This window comes from Lactobacillus sp. ESL0684 (assembly GCF_029392675.1).
In the GTDB taxonomy this organism is placed as follows: domain Bacteria; phylum Bacillota; class Bacilli; order Lactobacillales; family Lactobacillaceae; genus Lactobacillus.
Genome location: NZ_CP113941.1, coordinates 1,872,951 through 1,889,244, shown reverse-complemented (window position 1 = coordinate 1,889,244; position 16,294 = coordinate 1,872,951). Strand labels below are relative to the sequence as shown.

Below are 16,294 nucleotides of genomic sequence, written 5' to 3'. Positions count from 1 at the left end.
AATTCCTCCAATAAGTTTAAGCACTATTTATTCTATCATCTAATAAAAATGTTTTCCACAGGTTAATAAAAGAAATTAAGAATTAACAAGATGTGGATAAAGTTTTACAAATAATCCTCAAAAATATTGAAAATCCTCGAAAATATTATTAATAGTCAACTTGTATTGTTGATAACTTTACCAATGTTTGCAAGAGCTTTGCCATTAATTCAAGCATAATATCAACATAGTGTGAATATCTTTTTCCACAGCTTGTTGTTTGTGGAAAAAGCTGTGAAAGATATTGTGTATTTTGATTTTGTGGATAAATTAGTTAGGTGAAATTTGCACAAGTAATAAAATTTTTACAGTGAAAATCCAAGTTGTAATAGATTTATTTAATATTTAGACTTGGTTTTTATTCGTAATCATGCTATCCTTAATACTAAATTGTGTAATTACACAAATTGGAGGTGTAGTTTAATGACAACTAAGAGAACTTACCAACCTAAAAAGCGTCACCGTTCACGCGTTCACGGCTTTATGAAACGGATGAGCACATCTAATGGCCGCAAGGTTTTAGCTAGACGCCGTGCAAAAGGTAGAAAAGTCTTATCTGCTTAAACCACTGAATCCCAGTGGTTTTTTTAGTATTCAATAGTGGAATTGGAATGAAGCGTTTTGAGAAAGTCCTATCGAGTTAAAACAGAAAATGATTTTCAGCGGGTTTTTAAAGCCGGTAATTCAGTTGCTAATCGGGCTTTTGTGATCTATCAAATAGATAGAATGGAAAACCAGCATTTTAGAGTCGGGATTTCTGTTGGTAAAAAGGTTGCTCATACTGCTGTTGTTCGTAATCGACTCAAGCGTTATATACGGGCAGTTATTAGTGAAAATAAGACTGCAATTGAACCAAAAATCGACTTTTTGGTAATTGCTAGACCGTATGCACGTAATTTTAAGAAGGCTGATGTACAAAAACATTTATTGCATGTACTTTATTTGGCCAACATTATTGAAGAAATACCTAGTGAAAATGAGGAAGATTAGTGTGAAGGACATTTTAACTAAAAAGAATGTCAAACGTTTACTGGCAGTGCTTGCCGTAGTAGCAGTAGCTGTTGTCTTGACTGGATGTAGTAATACGGCTGCTAAGCCAACGCCGATTTCACATACAAGTGGTAATTGGTGGGATCGCTGGGTTATTTATTATATGTCCTCTTTCTTGCTGTGGCTGGCTAAGATTATGGGGAATAGTTATGGCTGGGCAATTATTGTCTTTACGGTAATTGTACGTCTGCTGCTATATCCGCTTAGTGCCATGTCGATTAAGAGTACTACGAAAATGCAGAGCGTTCAGCCTGAACTAGATGCATTACGGAAAAAATATCCTGGTAGTGATACTGAATCGCGGACTTTATTGTCTGAAGAGACCAATAAGCTGTATAAGGAAGCGGGTATTAATCCGTATGCTGGTTGTTTGCCGCTGATTATTCAACTACCAGTTATGTATGCTTTATATGGTGCAATTTGGCGAACACCACAGCTGCAAACTGGACACTTCTTATGGATGGATTTAGGTAAACCAGATCCTTACTTTATTATGCCGATTTTGTCGATGGTGTTAACTTTCTTATCGACTTACATCAGTCAAATGTCTACGCCGCAACAATCCAAGAACTTATCTACTAAATTTATGACATATGGTATGTCAATTATGGTTGGGGTAATGGGAATTTACTTCCAATCAGCAATTATTTTATATTGGGTAATTTCTAATTTGTTCCAGTTGATTCAGACATTCATTCTGCAAAATCCGATTAAATATCGTAAAGAACAAGAAGCTAAGGCCGAAAAAGAACGCGAACGCAAGCGTAAGCTGCGTAAAACATATAAACGGTTAAAACGCAAAAAGTAAATATTAATCTAAAGTGATTTTTAGATAAAGTAGTCAAAGTGCTTTATACATCACGAATTATTCGTGGTGTTATAATGCGCTTTTTTGATTGAGTTTTATTAAAAGGAGAAAATCATGGTTCAGACTTTAACTGAATTCGATACGATTGCTGCTATCTCAACTCCAATTGGGGAGGGCGGTATCTCGATTGTGCGGTTGTCAGGTGAGGCTGCAGTACCAATTGTTAATCAAATCTTTAAAGGTAAGAATTTAACAAAGGTACCAAGTCACACGATTAATTATGGGCATATTATTGATCCTGAAACTAAGCAAGTGATTGATGAGGTCATGGTGTCGGTAATGCGTGCACCAAAAACTTTTACTCGCGAAGATATAGTTGAGATTAATTGCCATGGTGGGATTGTAGTGACTAATCGCATTTTACAATTACTGCTGGGTCATGGCGCTAGAATGGCTGATGCTGGTGAATTTACTAAACGGGCTTTTATGAATGGACGCATTGATTTAACGCAAGCCGAAAGTGTGATGGATATTGTGCGGGCCAAAACTGATAAGGCACGTGAAGTAGCAGAAAAGCAACTTGAGGGTGGCTTATTGACCAAGATTCAAGCAATGCGGCAAGAAATTTTGGATACTTTAGCTAATGTTGAAGTTAATATTGATTATCCAGAATATGATGCTGATACGATTACAGCTAAGCAAATGGCTGGTGTATCTAAATCAGTTATTGCTAAAATAGAACGGTTATTAACGACTGCTAGTGAAGGAACTGCCTTGCGCAACGGCTTAGCTACAGCAATTATTGGGCAACCTAACGTGGGAAAGTCGTCTTTGCTTAATTATTTAACTAAAAGTGATAAGGCAATTGTTACTGATGTTGCTGGGACTACGCGTGATACGTTGGAAGAGTATGTTTCAGTGAAGGGCGTTCCTCTTAAATTAATCGATACTGCTGGAATTCGGCAAACTGATAATAAGGTAGAAAAAATTGGCGTTGAACGATCGAAAAAGGCGCTAGATCAGGCAGATTTAGTTTTATTATTGCTTGATGCTAGTCATGATTTAACTCCAGCTGATCAAGAACTAATTGCAGCAACAGCTAATAAGAAACGGATTATTATTCTCAATAAAACTGATTTAGGTCAGCAGCTAAATAAGGAAGAGCTTGAGACAACAACAGCTAGCGAAGTTATTGCCACTTCAATTTTGCAAGAGCAGAATTTGACACAGCTTGAAGACGCAATTAAGCAGTTATTTTTTAATGGAATCGAAAATTCTAATGATGAAGTATTAGTGACTAATCAGCGACAAGTCGGATTATTGCAAAAAGCCAAAAAGCAGCTTGAGGATGTAATCATAGCGGTTAATGATGAGGTGCCAGTTGACATTGTACAGATTGATCTGAATGGCGCTTGGGATACCTTAGGTGAAATTACGGGTGAAAGTAGCCCTGATGAATTAGTCAACGAGTTATTTAGCCAATTTTGTTTAGGTAAATAGGAGAGACGGATGATTAAGAATTATTCTTCGAATGACTATGATGTAATCGTAGTTGGTTCAGGACATGCGGGTTGTGAAGCAGCTCTTGCTAGTGCCAAGATGGGACAAAATACTTTGCTGTTAACCATTAGTTTGGATATGGTGGCCTTTATGCCATGTAACCCTTCTGTTGGTGGTCCAGCTAAAGGGACCGTTGTACGCGAAATTGATGCTTTAGGCGGTCAAATGGGGAAAAATATCGATGCAACTTATATTCAGATGCGCATGTTAAATACGGGTAAAGGTCCGGCTGTACGTGCATTGCGGGCCCAAGCAGATAAGTGGCAGTATCATCAGCAAATGAAGAGTGTAATCGAAAATACACCACATTTAACTTTGCGCCAAGCGACAGTTGATAAGTTATTAGTTAAAGATGGCGTTTGTCAAGGTGTGGTTACCAACACTGGTGCTAGTTATCTAGCTAAAAGTGTGGTTTTAACTACAGGAACTTCAGCACGAGGTAGAATTTATATTGGCGAGTTGAATTATTCATCTGGACCGAATAACACAATTCCGGCAATAAAATTATCAGAAAACCTTGAAGATTTAGGATTTAAATTGCGTCGCTTTAAGACAGGGACGCCTCCCAGAGTCAACGGTAACACAATCGATTATTCAAAAACGGAAGAAGAACCAGGGGATGAGGAACCACGACATTTCTCTTTTACTAGTAGGGATGAAGATTATCTCACAGAGCAGGTCTCATGTTGGATGACCTATACTAACCAGAAGACCCATCAGATTATCAACGAAAATTTGACACGATCACCAATGTTTTCAGGTCAAATTAAGGGTGTAGGTCCTAGATACTGTCCTTCAATTGAAACTAAGGTAGTTCGGTTTGCTGATAAATCACGTCACCAAATCTTCTTGGAACCAGAAGGTAAGGATACTAATGAAGTTTATGTTGGTGACTTTTCAACTTCAATGCCTGAGGAAATTCAGCTCAAAATGTTACATTCGATTGCTGGACTTGAAGATGCGGAGCTAATGCGACCTGGTTATGCGATTGAATACGATGTGGTTGATCCTTGGCAATTGAAGCATACTTTAGAAACTAAAAACATTAGGAATTTGTTCACTGCTGGACAGATGAATGGTACTTCAGGGTACGAAGAAGCAGCTGGTCAAGGCTTAATTGCAGGTATTAATGCAGCCTTGCGTGCGGCTGGTAAAGCTGGTTTTACCTTAGGTCGGGATGAGGCTTATATTGGCGTTTTAATCGATGACTTAGTTACTAAGGGAACTGAAGAGCCATATCGATTATTAACCTCGCGGGCTGAGTATCGGTTAATATTGCGTCATGACAACGCTGACTTGCGCTTAACTGACTATGGCTATCAACTGGGGTTAATTTCTGAAGAGCGCTACTCCAAATTTACTGCTAAGAAAGCGCAGATTACTCAAGCTAAACGTGTGCTTGAATCAATTACGATTCATCCAACTAAAGAGGTGCAGGAGTATTTACAAGGAATTGGTGAAGATGAGCTTAAGGCAGGACTTAAAGCAGATGCTTTTCTGCGTAGACCACGGGTTACGATACCGGATATTGAGCAACTAAGTGGAACTAGTATTTCTAGTGATCGCTATGTTAAAGAACAGATTGAAATTAATGTTAAATATGCTGGTTATATTAAAAAAGAACAGCAACAAATCGATCGACTTCATCGTCAAGAAGCCAAGAAGATTCCAGCAGACCTTGATTATCAGGCAATTAATGGGCTGGCAACAGAAGCTAGACAAAAATTTGAAAAAATCAGACCGGAGACTTTAGCTCAGGCAGAACGAATTTCTGGAGTTAATCCAGCTGATTTAGCAATTTTAAGTGTCTATGTTCAAAATGGTCATTATGAAAAAATAAAAGATTAAAATTAGTCTAAAATTTTGAAAAAGGCGAAAAATATTTTAGTTAAATTAATTATTTAAAAAATACACAAAAATCCAATAAATGATCAAGTAATCACAAGTGAGAATATTGCTATCACGTATAAGCGTTATCATAGCTGCTCAATATTGTGAAGCTAATATCTTTACAAAGCGCTTACATATTGCACGATTAACAAATTTTAGTTACTTGAAATTGTGAAATTATATGTTTTAATACAGTATGTAAGTAAACATTATTTAAGGAGATGCACTTAAGATGACAAAAATTAATGGCTCAGATGCTATGCTTCAAGTTTTGCTTGACTGGCATATTGATCATATTTATGGTTTTCCGGGTGGTTCATTCGACTCAACAATGAACGCTATCCACAACTTTAAGGGTAAGTTAAAATATATTGAAGTTCGTCATGAGGAAGCTGGCGCTTTAGCCGCAGCTGCTGAATACAAGTTCACTGGTAATGCTGGTGTATGTTTCGGTTCTGCAGGTCCTGGTGCCGTTCACTTGATGAATGGTTTGTACGATGCTAAGTACGACAAGGTTCCAATGGTAGCGATTGTTGCCAACGTTCCTACTAGTCGTCAAGACATCGATTTCTTCCAAGCTTTTGATGAAAAGCCATGGTTTGATGCTGTTGCTGTTTGGAACCATCAAGTTAAGACAGCAGATCAAATTCCAGGGATGATGGATGAAGCTCTTCGTCAAGCATACGCTAAGAAGGGTCCAGCTGTTTTGATCTTGCCTAAAGACTTTGGTTGGGACAAGATTAATGACAACTTCCGTGTAACTTATGATTCATTGCAAGCAATTCCTAACTACGCTGCACCTAAGAAAGAATCAGTTGATGCAGCTGTTAAATTGCTTAAAGAAGCTAAGAATCCGGTTGTCTACTACGGTGTTGGTGTTAAGGGTCATGGCGATGTTTTGAAGGCCTTTGCTAACAAGTTCAAGACTCCACTACTTTCATCAGTTATTGCTAAGGGTGTTGTTGAAGATAAATTCCCTGCATACATGGGCTCAATTGGTCGTGTTGCTCCTAAGGCCAGTGATGATATCCAAACGCACGCTGACTTGGTAGTTTGGGTAGGTAACAACTCTCCATTCTCAGTCTTCTTCTTTAATCCAAAGGCTAAGGTTATTCAAATTGATGTTGATTCTGAAAAATTGGGTAAACGTCATGCAGTTGATGTACCGATTCTGGCTGATGGTGCTAAGACTTTGCAAGCGATGATTGATGCTGGTGAAGACCGTGAAGAATCACCACTTTACAAGGCTGCTCTTGCAGACCGTCAAAACTGGGATGAATGGCAAGAAAGCTTTGTTGATTCAGATCAAATGCCAGTTCGTCCAGAGCCAATCTTTGACGTAATCAATAAATACGCTGATGATGATGCAATGTTTGCTATTGATGTTGGTAACATTAACATTAACTTCCAACGTTTAGTTAACTTGCATGATGAACAAACTTGGGCAACTTCAGGCTTGTACGCAACTATGGGATTTGGTACTCCAGCTTCACTTGCTGCTGCTACTACTCATCCAGAGCGTGAAGTTTGGAACCTTGGCGGTGATGGTGGTTTTGCCATGATGAGTCAAGAATTGTTAACTCAAGCTCGTTACAACATGCATGTACTTAACGTTGTCTTCACTAACGAAACTTTGGGCTTCATTGAAGCTGAACAAGTTGACCAATCACACCAACCATTGTCAGGTGTTATCATGCCAGATAACGACTGGGCTAAAGTTGGTGAAGGTATGAACGTTAAGAGTGTAACTGCTCGTACTAAGAAGGAATTCGAAGACGCAGTTAAGGAATTCAAGCAAATGGATGGCCCAATGTTAATCGACGTTAAGTTGACTCACGAAATGCCATACTCAACTGAATTGAACACTCTTGATGATCCAGAATTCGTTAAGAAGTATCAAGCAGAAGACTTGAAGCCATTTAGCTACTTTGCTGAAAAATATGGTGTAGTTGATGATACTGCTTCAGGCGCTTCAGAGGAAGAAGAAGCTGAACCAGAAGAAGAACCAGATACTACTTCAGGTGCTTCAGAACACTAATTTAATATTAGTAAAATAAAAAGCGAAACTTATTGAAAGTTTCGCTTTTTTTCTGTCTTACAAGTATAATATTTAAGAGACAATATTTGATATGGAGGATTAAAGATGCAACAATTTGGAGTTATTGGCTTATCTGTCATGGGCAAAAACTTGGCCTTGAATGTACGAAACAGTGGTTTTTCTGTTTCTGGTTATAGTATTGATAAGCCAGAAGTTGATGCTTTTGCAGAATATCAAGATGAAAAGTTATTACCGACTTATTCTTTAGCAGAGTTTGTTAATTCACTTGAAAAACCACGGAAAATTTTAATTCAAATTGCAGCCGGTAAACCGGTTGATGAGACTTTACAGAAATTACTACCTTTACTTGATAAAGGTGATATCATTCTAGACGGTGGGAACTCTAATTTTCATGATACTAACAGACGCTTTCATGAAATGGAAGCACATGGGATTCATTTCATTGGAATGGGCGTGTCAGGTGGTGAAGAAGGAGCATTAAACGGTCCTGCGTTGATGCCAGGAGGAGATGAAGCAGCCTACCGTGAAGTTGCACCAATCTTAGAAGCAATCGCTGCTAAAACGCCACAAGGTCGGCCATGTGTTAGTTTTATTGGTCCTGAAGGTAGTGGTCATTATGTCAAAATGGTGCATAATGGGATTGAATATGGTATTATGCAAGAATTTTCTGAAGTATATGATCTGTTACGCAAAGTAGCGGGTAAAAGCAATGCAGAAATGTCGAAGATCTTTGCTGATTGGAATCAAGGGTTAGTTCAGGCTTATCTAAGTGAAATTACTAGTGAAGTTTTGAAGCAAAAAGATGACTTAACAGCTGATGACGTGATTGATCATATCTTAAATGTTGCTTCTTACAAGGGTACCGGTAATTGGATGTTAGAAGATGGTGTTCATCTAGGTGCACCAATTAGCGTAATCGCTGAAGCTGTCTTGGCCAGATTTATGTCCAAAGCAACAACGCGTGAAGGTCAAGAAATCACTTGGAATGGTGAAGTACCAAATGGTTTAATTGATAATCTGGGTAAAGCTTTGCAATTAGGGCAAGCAGTAGCGTATGCGCAAGGATTCCAACAATTGAAAATGGCAGCTGATGCTTATCATTGGAACTTACGGTATCCAGCTATTGCTCAGGATTGGGAAGCTGGCTGTATTATTCGCTCGTCAATGCTAGAAGATATTGAGAATGCCTTTGCTGATGGGAAGCAGTTAGACAATTTATTTCAAGATGCTTACTTTAAAGGCTTAATGCAAAAAAATCTGCCAGCCCTGAGAGCAGTAATTGAATTAGCTACTAAAGCTGGTATTCCAACTCCAACTTTGAGTGCAGCTTTGAATTACCTGGAATCAATTTTTAATCCAAGTTTACCTGCTAACTTAATTCAAGGTCAACGGGATTACTTCGGTGCACATACTTATTATCGTAATGACCGTGAAGGCATTTTCCATACTGAATGGTATGAAGAAAAATAACTATGTTACACGTGTAACACAAGTAAAACTCTTACAAAAAGCTGCATAAGGCGGCAATTTGTCAACAATAAATACAGAAATAGACTATTTAACCCTTTTGATTTAGAGCTAAGATAGTCTATTTTGTTGTTGGGCACTGGGTTTTATTTCAAAATCTATGTAGGTAAAGAAATATATGAATCATACCATTCTGGCAGCTAAAAGCAATTATTGACAAATCCAAATAGTCGATATAATATAGCATTAAGTTTTAAGTAATCGGTTACAAAGACAGAGGAAATACAATGGAACGATTTACTGGAATTGTAGTAGTATTACTTAGCATTTGGGAATTTTATACAGTTTATGGTGCATTTAAGGCAGTTAAAAAGGTTGGTACTACATCACGATTTCTACCTCTAGCACTGTGGAGTGGCACTTTTCTAGGAATTGTATTTTTAGGGATAGGTATTAGATTATTGCTAAATGGCTATTAAATCAATGTTGCCAGCTGAAAAAACTACTTAAGGGAGATTTATGAATAAAAAGCACACCTTCATTAGCATAGTATTTTTAATCTTATTAGTTCCAATAGTTATGCTTTTGTTTCCGTCAATTTTATATTTTATTATTCCTAGTAAGTATTATCAAGTATGTTGTGATATTATTATAATAGTTATATTACTTATTTCGAATAAGAAACTTTTTCATGTAAAATTGAATGTGATATCATTTAATCATATATTCACCCAAATATTATCATGTATCCCTGCAGTAGTTTTTTTATTGTTAACAAAAAATATTGAAGCAATATTTGATAACAAAGCAGATATATTTGTATTAATAACTACCTTGTTTATAGCATTAGCAGAAGAAATATTATTTCGTGGCATAGTATTACCCTTGTCTTTGCAATTTACCTCTTATAAATATTTTACTTCATTATTGATAAGTAGTATTGGATTTGCATTTAGCCATATTGTGAATATAGAGCACGTACCTGTTGAAATGGTCTTTTTACAAATGATCCTAGTTTTTTCTGCTGGAATGTTGTCAGGTGCCTTGTATTTAACTGCTAAAAGCCTAATCCTTCCTATAATATTTCACTTTGTGAATGACTTACCAGTTTTATATAATGTTCAATCATCAGCTATTAAATTATCAAGCTCACAATTAAAGTTTATGTATATTTTAGTTCTTGCGATAGCAATGATATGTAGTTTTATTTCTTTCATTCAATTAAAGCTATTTATTAATAAAGATAGAATACATAAATAACATGGTTAAAGTATCATGCGGTAAAAAGTAATATAATATGTAGCATGAATTAATTCATATAGAGTGAATATTTTTACCAGTAATTAAGATAAGGTATTGCAAAAAATTAAAAAATAAAATTAGTAGAATATACGATAAAGTTCGATAAACCGTGACAGAAAATAGCTGCTCCTAAATCGTCTGTATAATAATAAGTCATTGCATATGCTAAGCCCGAGCAAAAAAGTTCTAATGTATCGTAGGAAAAAGAATATCCATGTGCGAGCGCAAACAATAAGCCAGTGATTAATATTGTAAAAAATGGATGAAAGCTTTTTAGGATTCCTCCTTGTAGGGCTCCTTGCCACAACAACTCTTCTAAAAGAGGAGATATAAAGATTAATGTCACCATTAAAATGGGAGCTAGTCTAGATTTTGAAATCATGAATAATTCTGTATCATTGTCATTAGTTTTACTTATTAGAGCTATGTAAGATTGCAGAACTTGCGATAGCATGGCTAAGCAGGCAGCAAAACTATAATTCTTTACCAAGTTGGTTTTTGAAAAGATTGGTTTATGATTTAAAGAATGATAAAAGATAGTGACAAACCATAATATAATTATTGTGGAGAATAAAATAATACCTATATGTAATAAAAAATTAAACTTAGTCGGAGTTTCTCCAGGTAAAAAAGCTTCTCCTAGAGTTGGAATTTGAATAAGAATAAAAAGCAAGCCAAATATAATTAATTTGCATATTAGTTTTAGTAATTGCTTAATCAGGTTAGCCATAATGATTTCCTCTATACTTCTTTTATACTTTTTGAAACATATAAAACTCATACAAAAAACCGCCATTTCAGCGGTTTTCTTAGATTACATATTGGTTACTAAAAAGAAAATAATGAAAACTATTAATAGGACATACATCATCGGCGAGACCTTTTTAGGTTGCTTAGCAGCAATCATCGTAATGGGGTAGGCAATCATACCTAGTGCTAAGCCGTTAGAAATACTGTAAGTGAGCGGCATACCAACAACGGTTAAGAAAGCAGGTAAGGCAATTTCAAACTTATCCCAGTTAATTTTCTTTAAGTTGCCAGCCATTAATACTCCAACAATAATCAGAGCCGGTGCGGTAACCGTGGTTGGGATTACTGCTAATAAAGGACTAAAAATCATGCTAATCAAAAAGAAGATACCAATAAAGACAGCAGTCAGGCCGGTGCGTCCACCCATCGCGATTCCAGCGCTTGATTCAACTGAGGTTCCCAGAGGTGCGGTCCCAAGAACTGCCCCTTCCACCATTGCTAGCGAATCTGATAAAAAGGCGTGACCAATGCGTGGTATCTTACCATTTTGGTCGACCATGCCTGCTTGTTCCGTCATTCCAATTAATGTGCCGGCAGTGTCGAAAAAGGTTACTAATAAAAAGGTTAGTACTACGATGAATAATTGCGGTGTGTTAATATCTTTTAGATGGAAAACCGCTTGTCCAAAGGTTGGAGTAATACTAGGAGGCATGGAAATGATTTGACTAGGCAAAGGAATTTGCCCAATCACAATGCCAAAGATAGCTGTTACTACCATGCCAATGAAAATTGAACCAGGGATATTCATTGCCATTAAGATAACAGTTAGCACTAGGCCAAATAAAGTGATCCAGACGGCTGGTGTATTAAACTTACCTAAAGCAACTAAGTTTGAATCACTATTGACGATTAATTTACCGTTTTGCAAACCAATAAAGGCGATAAATAACCCAATTCCAGCAGAAATAGCATATTTAAGATCCTGGGGAATAGCATCCACAACTTTTTCTCTTAATTTTAATACCGTAATTAAGATAAACAATATTGAGGCAACTAGCACAGCAGCTAAAGCAGTTTGCCAGTTGATGTGCATGCCACCGCAGACGTTGTAGGCAAAGAAAGCTGCACTGCCAAGTGTTGGAGCTAGCGCGACCGGGTAATTCGCAATAAATCCCATGAGGAAACAGCCAATTGCAATTGAAACGGCTGTAACCGTAAATGCTGCTCCTTTATCAATACCAGCTGCGTGCAAAATGTTCGGGTTAACAAAAAGGATGTAGGAGAGGCTGACGAAAGTGGTTAATGCAGCGATTAATTCACGTTTGACAGTGGTATGAGCATCGTTTAAATGAAAGACTTTATCTAGTGTCGACATTTTTCCTCCAAAAATAATAAAAATACAAAAGTTAACTTATTTAGTATATAACTAAAACCTAGTTAATTGCCATATCTTAGTTAGAAAATATTTCCTAGGAAATATTCTTAAAGAAGGATAAACAAAAAAGCAAGGCTTTGGCTGACCTTGCTTTTCTTAATAATTTTTCTTTTAGAAATTTAAAACCCAAAGGAAGAAGATAAAGACGACAAAGAGAATCCACATCATTGGTGTGACTTCTTTTCCACGTTTGGCAGCCAGCATACAAATTGGATAGGTAATCATACCTAATGCTAATCCATCAGAGATTGAATAAGTCAGAGGCATACCAATTAAAATCAGAAATGCTGGTACGGCAATTTCCATTTTATCCCAATGAATATGAGCCGTATTTTGAGCCATTAAAACGCCGACAATAATTAGAGCAGGTGCGGTTACGTGAGTTGTGAATAATCCAATCAATGGACTAAATACCATTGAGATTAAGAAGAAAATGGCCACAAAAACTGCGGTTAAGCCAGTTCTACCACCAACGGCAATTCCAGCACTTGATTCTACAAAGGCACCAACTGGGGAAGTACCAAGAATTGATCCAGCCATCATGGCGGTAGAATCTGATGCTAAAGCTTTACCAACTCGAGGCATTTTGTTGTCTTTCATGAAGCCAGCTTGTTGAGCTAGACCGATTAAAGTTCCAGCTGTATCGAAAAAGGTAACTAATAGGAAAGTTAAGACAACTACCCACATTTGTAAGGTATTGATATCTTTAACGTGGAAAACGGCTTGACCAAAAGTAGGAGCAATACTTGGTGCCAAAGAAACGATTTTAGTTGGCAAGGCAATTTGACCGGTAATAATTCCGAAAATGGCCGCTAAAACCATGCCGATAAAAATAGCACCAGGGACGTTCATGATCATTAAAATAACTGTGATTAGTAAACCAAAAATGGTAATCCAAACAGCTGGATCATGTAAAGAACCTAAGCCAACCAAAGTTGATTTATTAGCGACAATTAGCCCGCCATCTTGTAAACCTAAAAAGGCGATAAACAGCCCGATTCCGGAAGAAATGGCAAATTTCAAGTCAGCTGGAATAGCGTTGATGATTTTTTCTCGTAATTTAAACAATGTGATCAAGACAAAAATGATTGAAGCCACGAAGACAGCTGCTAATGCTGTTTCCCATGAAACATGCATACCAACGCAAACCGTGTAAGCGAAAAAAGCATTAATTCCTAGGGCTGGTGCTTCACCAATTGGATAATTGGCAACGATCCCCATGATGGCTGTACCTAGAGCGCTAGCTAGGGCAGTAGAAGTGAAAACAGCGCCTTTATCCATGCCACTCGCTCCCAAGACACTTGGATTAACGAAAAGGATATAGGACATACTGATAAATGTAGTTAAGCCAGCTAAAAATTCCACTTTAATACTAGTTTTATATTTATCGAGTTGAAAATAGCTCTTAATAAAGTTCATTTTATTTCTCCCAGAAATTTAATGTTCGTGTTTTTAAAATAAATTTACAACTATTATAGTTTATCACGACAAAAAATAAATGCAAATCCGAATTATAGAGAGAAGCATTCGCTTATAAAACAGCATCTGCATTACCAGAAATTACGCTGCTCATTGACTACTAACCAAGCTAGTCGTTAAAATAGCTTTAAGAGTAAAAGCAGTAGACTTGTTAAGGAGAAAAAATGAATAGATTGATCTTTTCGGATATTGACGGCACGCTACTCAATTCAGCTTTAAAAGTAACGCCTAAGACCCGTGATGCTTTACGTAAACAGATTATTAACGGCAATGTATTCATTCCGGTATCTGGGAGAATGCCGCAAGCAATAATGACTGCAGCAGATCAGGTTACTAAGGTATGCCCACTGATTGCTTATAATGGCGCGTTAGTGCTAGATGAAATGGGGCAAGCACTGAATTCCCAATTTATGACAGCAGCTAAAGCATTAGAAATTTGCCAATATGTCGAAAAAAATGATAATGGAATTGCTTGGAACGTTTATAGTGGCTATGACTGGTATTATTCCCCAGGAAATAATCGTTCTTTAGTTGAACAAGAAGAGCAAATTGTTGGCTTAAAGGCTACTGCAACCTCGCTTGAGCAATTAAAAAATTTGCAAGGTGTCCATAAAGTCTTGTTAATGGGAACTCCGCAGCGCTTAGATGAGGCACAAGCAGACCTAGCGCCCCGTTATCCTGACTTATATATCGTTAAGTCGGCGCCTAATTTACTTGAAGTAATGATTAAGGGAGTCTCTAAAGGGCGTGGAGTCGAGATAATGGCTGAGAGTTTACAAGTAGAATTAATGAATTGCTGTGCTTTTGGGGACAATTATAATGATGAAACTATGTTGGAAACAGTGGGACATCCAGTTTTGATGGCTAATGCACCAGCTGATTTAAAAGAGAAGTTTCAGACTACCACCTTAGATAATAATCATGATGGCATTGCCGCTACTTTGGCAAAGTTTTAGTTATTTGGCAAAAGAGGAGAATTGGCATTGTTACCAAACCACTTACGATTAATCTTGGCTAGAGTTCCATTTTTGGCTAGCTTATCAAGTCCCGCATTGATTTTACGTTGAAGCGTATGATCACTTTTGCGCATACCGACGCCAAAAGCGTCTTTGGGAAAGGCTCCCTTAACGGAAATAAAGTTGTTGGGATCTTTTTGACGAGCAATATAATAGTCAGAATATGAACTATCAATTAATAGCCCTTGAATACGGCCCGCGTTAAGATCAATAAAGGCATTGGTGAATGAGTCATATAACACGGGATCATGGTCTTTAATACGATTTTTAAGCACTTTTGGCTGCGCCATAATGTCATTATAGCCAGACGAACCGGTTTGCGCACCTAGGGTTTTATTGGTCATATCAGTATAAGTTTTAATTTTGTTTTTGCGTAGGGAAACCAGAACTTGTTCTGAATATAGATAAGTCTTACTGAATGCGACTTTAGCTTTACGAGCGGGAGTCTTAGTAAAGCCATTCCAGATAAGGTCAATAGTACCATTTTTTAATTCAGTGGTATTCATTGACCAGTCGATTGTTTGAAAACTGACCTTAAGACCATATAATTTAAATACAGCCTTAGCCAGGTCAACGTCATAGCCAACTAGCTTGCCGTTTTTCTGCCGAAACCCCATAGGCACAAAGGTATCATCAACGCCGATTGTGACGTAACCGCGTTTTTTTAAGCGACTCCAATTGTCGGTTTGATTAGCACGTTTGCCAACAGAAACATCACTGCAGCCAGTAAGAGTTACAGCTGTAATGATTAGGATTAATAGGGTAAAGAGACTTTTGCGTTTCAATTATTTTACCCCCTTTTGGTCGAGAGCCTCGACTGTAAAAATTTTATCGGCGACTTCCTGAGCAAAGTCCAGATCATGAGTCACTATGATTTGGGTCATTTGCTCTTCTTTTTGCAAGTTTAAAATAATCTCGGCGACTGTTCCGCGTAATGCAGGATCAAGTGCAGAGGTAGGTTCATCATAACAGAGAATTTGGGGCTTCATGGCCAAAGCGCGTGCAATAGCAACTCGTTGCTGTTGACCTCCAGAAAGTTGTGACGGATATAAGTTGTTTTTACCAATTAAATTAAGCTTTTGCAATAGTTTGGTCGCTTGGCCTTTTGCGGTTGCCTGGTCTTCTTTTAAAACTAGTGTGGGAGCCAAAGTAATATTTTCCAGTACCGTTAGGTTAGGGAATAATTGATAATCTTGAAAAACAACTCCGATAATTTGCTTGATATCAGCTGGATTTGCAGGATTAAACGTCTTGCCGTCCCATAAAAACTGACCGCTATTAATTGGCTCAAGTCCGCTAAGGCAGCGCAGTAAAGTAGTTTTGCCAGCACCAGACGGTCCAACAATGGCTAAAATTTGACCATTAGGAATCGTCAAATTAAGCTGGTTTAGAATGATTTTTTGACCAAAATTTTTAGTAATATTTTTAAGTTCTAACAT

15 protein-coding genes are annotated in these 16,294 nt (G+C 37.4%); 10 read left to right on the top strand and 5 right to left on the bottom strand.

The window, feature by feature from the left end; all coding sequences use genetic code 11:
* Positions 1-462: 462 nt before the first annotated feature.
* The 9 genes from rpmH (at position 463) to OZX56_RS09170 (ending at position 10,133) form a co-directional block, all read left to right on the top strand.
* Positions 463-603, top strand: coding sequence for a 50S ribosomal protein L34 (gene rpmH / locus OZX56_RS09210; protein ID WP_003549412.1), 141 nt, complete (start codon positions 463-465; stop codon positions 601-603).
* A 57-nt stretch (positions 604-660) separates the two neighbouring features.
* Positions 661-1,029, top strand: coding sequence for a ribonuclease P protein component (gene rnpA / locus OZX56_RS09205; protein ID WP_277139698.1), 369 nt, complete (start codon positions 661-663; stop codon positions 1,027-1,029).
* 1 nt (position 1,030) lies between these two features.
* Complete coding sequence (locus OZX56_RS09200; RefSeq protein ID WP_277125312.1) at positions 1,031-1,897, top strand: membrane protein insertase YidC; 867 nt, start codon at positions 1,031-1,033, stop codon at positions 1,895-1,897.
* A 114-nt stretch (positions 1,898-2,011) separates the two neighbouring features.
* A complete protein-coding gene (mnmE, locus tag OZX56_RS09195) occupies positions 2,012-3,397 on the top strand; it encodes a tRNA uridine-5-carboxymethylaminomethyl(34) synthesis GTPase MnmE (protein ID WP_277139697.1) in 1,386 nt (461 codons plus the stop codon).
* A 9-nt stretch (positions 3,398-3,406) separates the two neighbouring features.
* Positions 3,407-5,305 carry a tRNA uridine-5-carboxymethylaminomethyl(34) synthesis enzyme MnmG gene (mnmG, locus tag OZX56_RS09190; RefSeq protein ID WP_277139696.1) on the top strand — a complete coding sequence of 633 codons (1,899 nt, stop codon included), beginning with the start codon at positions 3,407-3,409 and terminating at the stop codon, positions 5,303-5,305.
* 274 nt (positions 5,306-5,579) lie between these two features.
* On the top strand, positions 5,580-7,385 hold the full coding sequence (gene spxB / locus OZX56_RS09185; RefSeq protein ID WP_277139695.1) for a pyruvate oxidase: 1,806 nt from the start codon (positions 5,580-5,582) through the stop codon (positions 7,383-7,385).
* Positions 7,386-7,490: 105 nt separating this feature from the next.
* Positions 7,491-8,876, top strand: coding sequence for an NADP-dependent phosphogluconate dehydrogenase (gndA, locus tag OZX56_RS09180; protein WP_277139694.1), 1,386 nt, complete (start codon positions 7,491-7,493; stop codon positions 8,874-8,876).
* Between the two features lie 284 nt (positions 8,877-9,160).
* Positions 9,161-9,352, top strand: coding sequence for an immunity protein (locus OZX56_RS09175; protein ID WP_277139693.1), 192 nt, complete (start codon positions 9,161-9,163; stop codon positions 9,350-9,352).
* A gap of 289 nt (positions 9,353-9,641) precedes the next feature.
* Positions 9,642-10,133 carry a CPBP family intramembrane glutamic endopeptidase gene (locus OZX56_RS09170; protein WP_277139692.1) on the top strand — a complete coding sequence of 164 codons (492 nt, stop codon included), beginning with the start codon at positions 9,642-9,644 and terminating at the stop codon, positions 10,131-10,133.
* Between the two features lie 106 nt (positions 10,134-10,239).
* Here OZX56_RS09170 and OZX56_RS09165 read toward each other — a convergent pair whose 3' ends face one another.
* The 3 genes from OZX56_RS09165 to OZX56_RS09155 form a co-directional block, all read right to left on the bottom strand.
* Positions 10,240-10,905, bottom strand: coding sequence for a type II CAAX endopeptidase family protein (locus OZX56_RS09165; RefSeq protein ID WP_277139691.1), 666 nt, complete (start codon positions 10,903-10,905; stop codon positions 10,240-10,242).
* Between the two features lie 84 nt (positions 10,906-10,989).
* A complete protein-coding gene (locus OZX56_RS09160; protein WP_277139690.1) occupies positions 10,990-12,300 on the bottom strand; it encodes an NCS2 family permease in 1,311 nt (436 codons plus the stop codon).
* A gap of 171 nt (positions 12,301-12,471) precedes the next feature.
* Positions 12,472-13,779, bottom strand: coding sequence for an NCS2 family permease (locus OZX56_RS09155; protein ID WP_277139689.1), 1,308 nt, complete (start codon positions 13,777-13,779; stop codon positions 12,472-12,474).
* A 224-nt stretch (positions 13,780-14,003) separates the two neighbouring features.
* Here OZX56_RS09155 and OZX56_RS09150 point away from each other — a divergent pair, with 224 nt between their 5' ends.
* Positions 14,004-14,795: a Cof-type HAD-IIB family hydrolase gene (locus OZX56_RS09150; RefSeq protein WP_277139688.1), complete on the top strand. Its 792-nt coding sequence runs from the start codon at positions 14,004-14,006 to the stop codon at positions 14,793-14,795.
* Here the strand turns inward: OZX56_RS09150 and OZX56_RS09145 are convergent.
* Together OZX56_RS09145 and OZX56_RS09140 are read right to left on the bottom strand one after the other, a co-directional pair.
* Entirely contained in the window at positions 14,792-15,640 is an 849-nt protein-coding gene (locus OZX56_RS09145; protein WP_277139687.1) for an amino acid ABC transporter substrate-binding protein, read from the bottom strand. The genes OZX56_RS09150 and OZX56_RS09145 overlap by 4 nt on opposite strands.
* Positions 15,641-16,294, bottom strand: coding sequence for an amino acid ABC transporter ATP-binding protein (locus OZX56_RS09140; protein WP_277139686.1), 654 nt, complete (start codon positions 16,292-16,294; stop codon positions 15,641-15,643).

Excerpts from the sequence above, each read along its gene's own strand:
- spxB (WP_277139695.1), top strand. The coding sequence starts at position 5,580 with ATGACAAAAATTAATGGCTCAGATGCTATGCTTCAAGTTTTGCTTGAC.
- mnmG (WP_277139696.1), top strand. The coding sequence starts at position 3,407 with ATGATTAAGAATTATTCTTCGAATGACTATGATGTAATCGTAGTTGGT.
- OZX56_RS09165 (WP_277139691.1), bottom strand. The coding sequence starts at position 10,905 with ATGGCTAACCTGATTAAGCAATTACTAAAACTAATATGCAAATTAATT.
- rpmH (WP_003549412.1), top strand. The coding sequence starts at position 463 with ATGACAACTAAGAGAACTTACCAACCTAAAAAGCGTCACCGTTCACGC.
- OZX56_RS09140 (WP_277139686.1), bottom strand. The coding sequence starts at position 16,294 with ATGTTAGAACTTAAAAATATTACTAAAAATTTTGGTCAAAAAATCATT.
- mnmE (WP_277139697.1), top strand. The coding sequence starts at position 2,012 with ATGGTTCAGACTTTAACTGAATTCGATACGATTGCTGCTATCTCAACT.
- OZX56_RS09150 (WP_277139688.1), top strand. The coding sequence starts at position 14,004 with ATGAATAGATTGATCTTTTCGGATATTGACGGCACGCTACTCAATTCA.
- OZX56_RS09160 (WP_277139690.1), bottom strand. The coding sequence starts at position 12,300 with ATGTCGACACTAGATAAAGTCTTTCATTTAAACGATGCTCATACCACT.
- gndA (WP_277139694.1), top strand. The coding sequence starts at position 7,491 with ATGCAACAATTTGGAGTTATTGGCTTATCTGTCATGGGCAAAAACTTG.
- OZX56_RS09155 (WP_277139689.1), bottom strand. The coding sequence starts at position 13,779 with ATGAACTTTATTAAGAGCTATTTTCAACTCGATAAATATAAAACTAGT.
- OZX56_RS09175 (WP_277139693.1), top strand. The coding sequence starts at position 9,161 with ATGGAACGATTTACTGGAATTGTAGTAGTATTACTTAGCATTTGGGAA.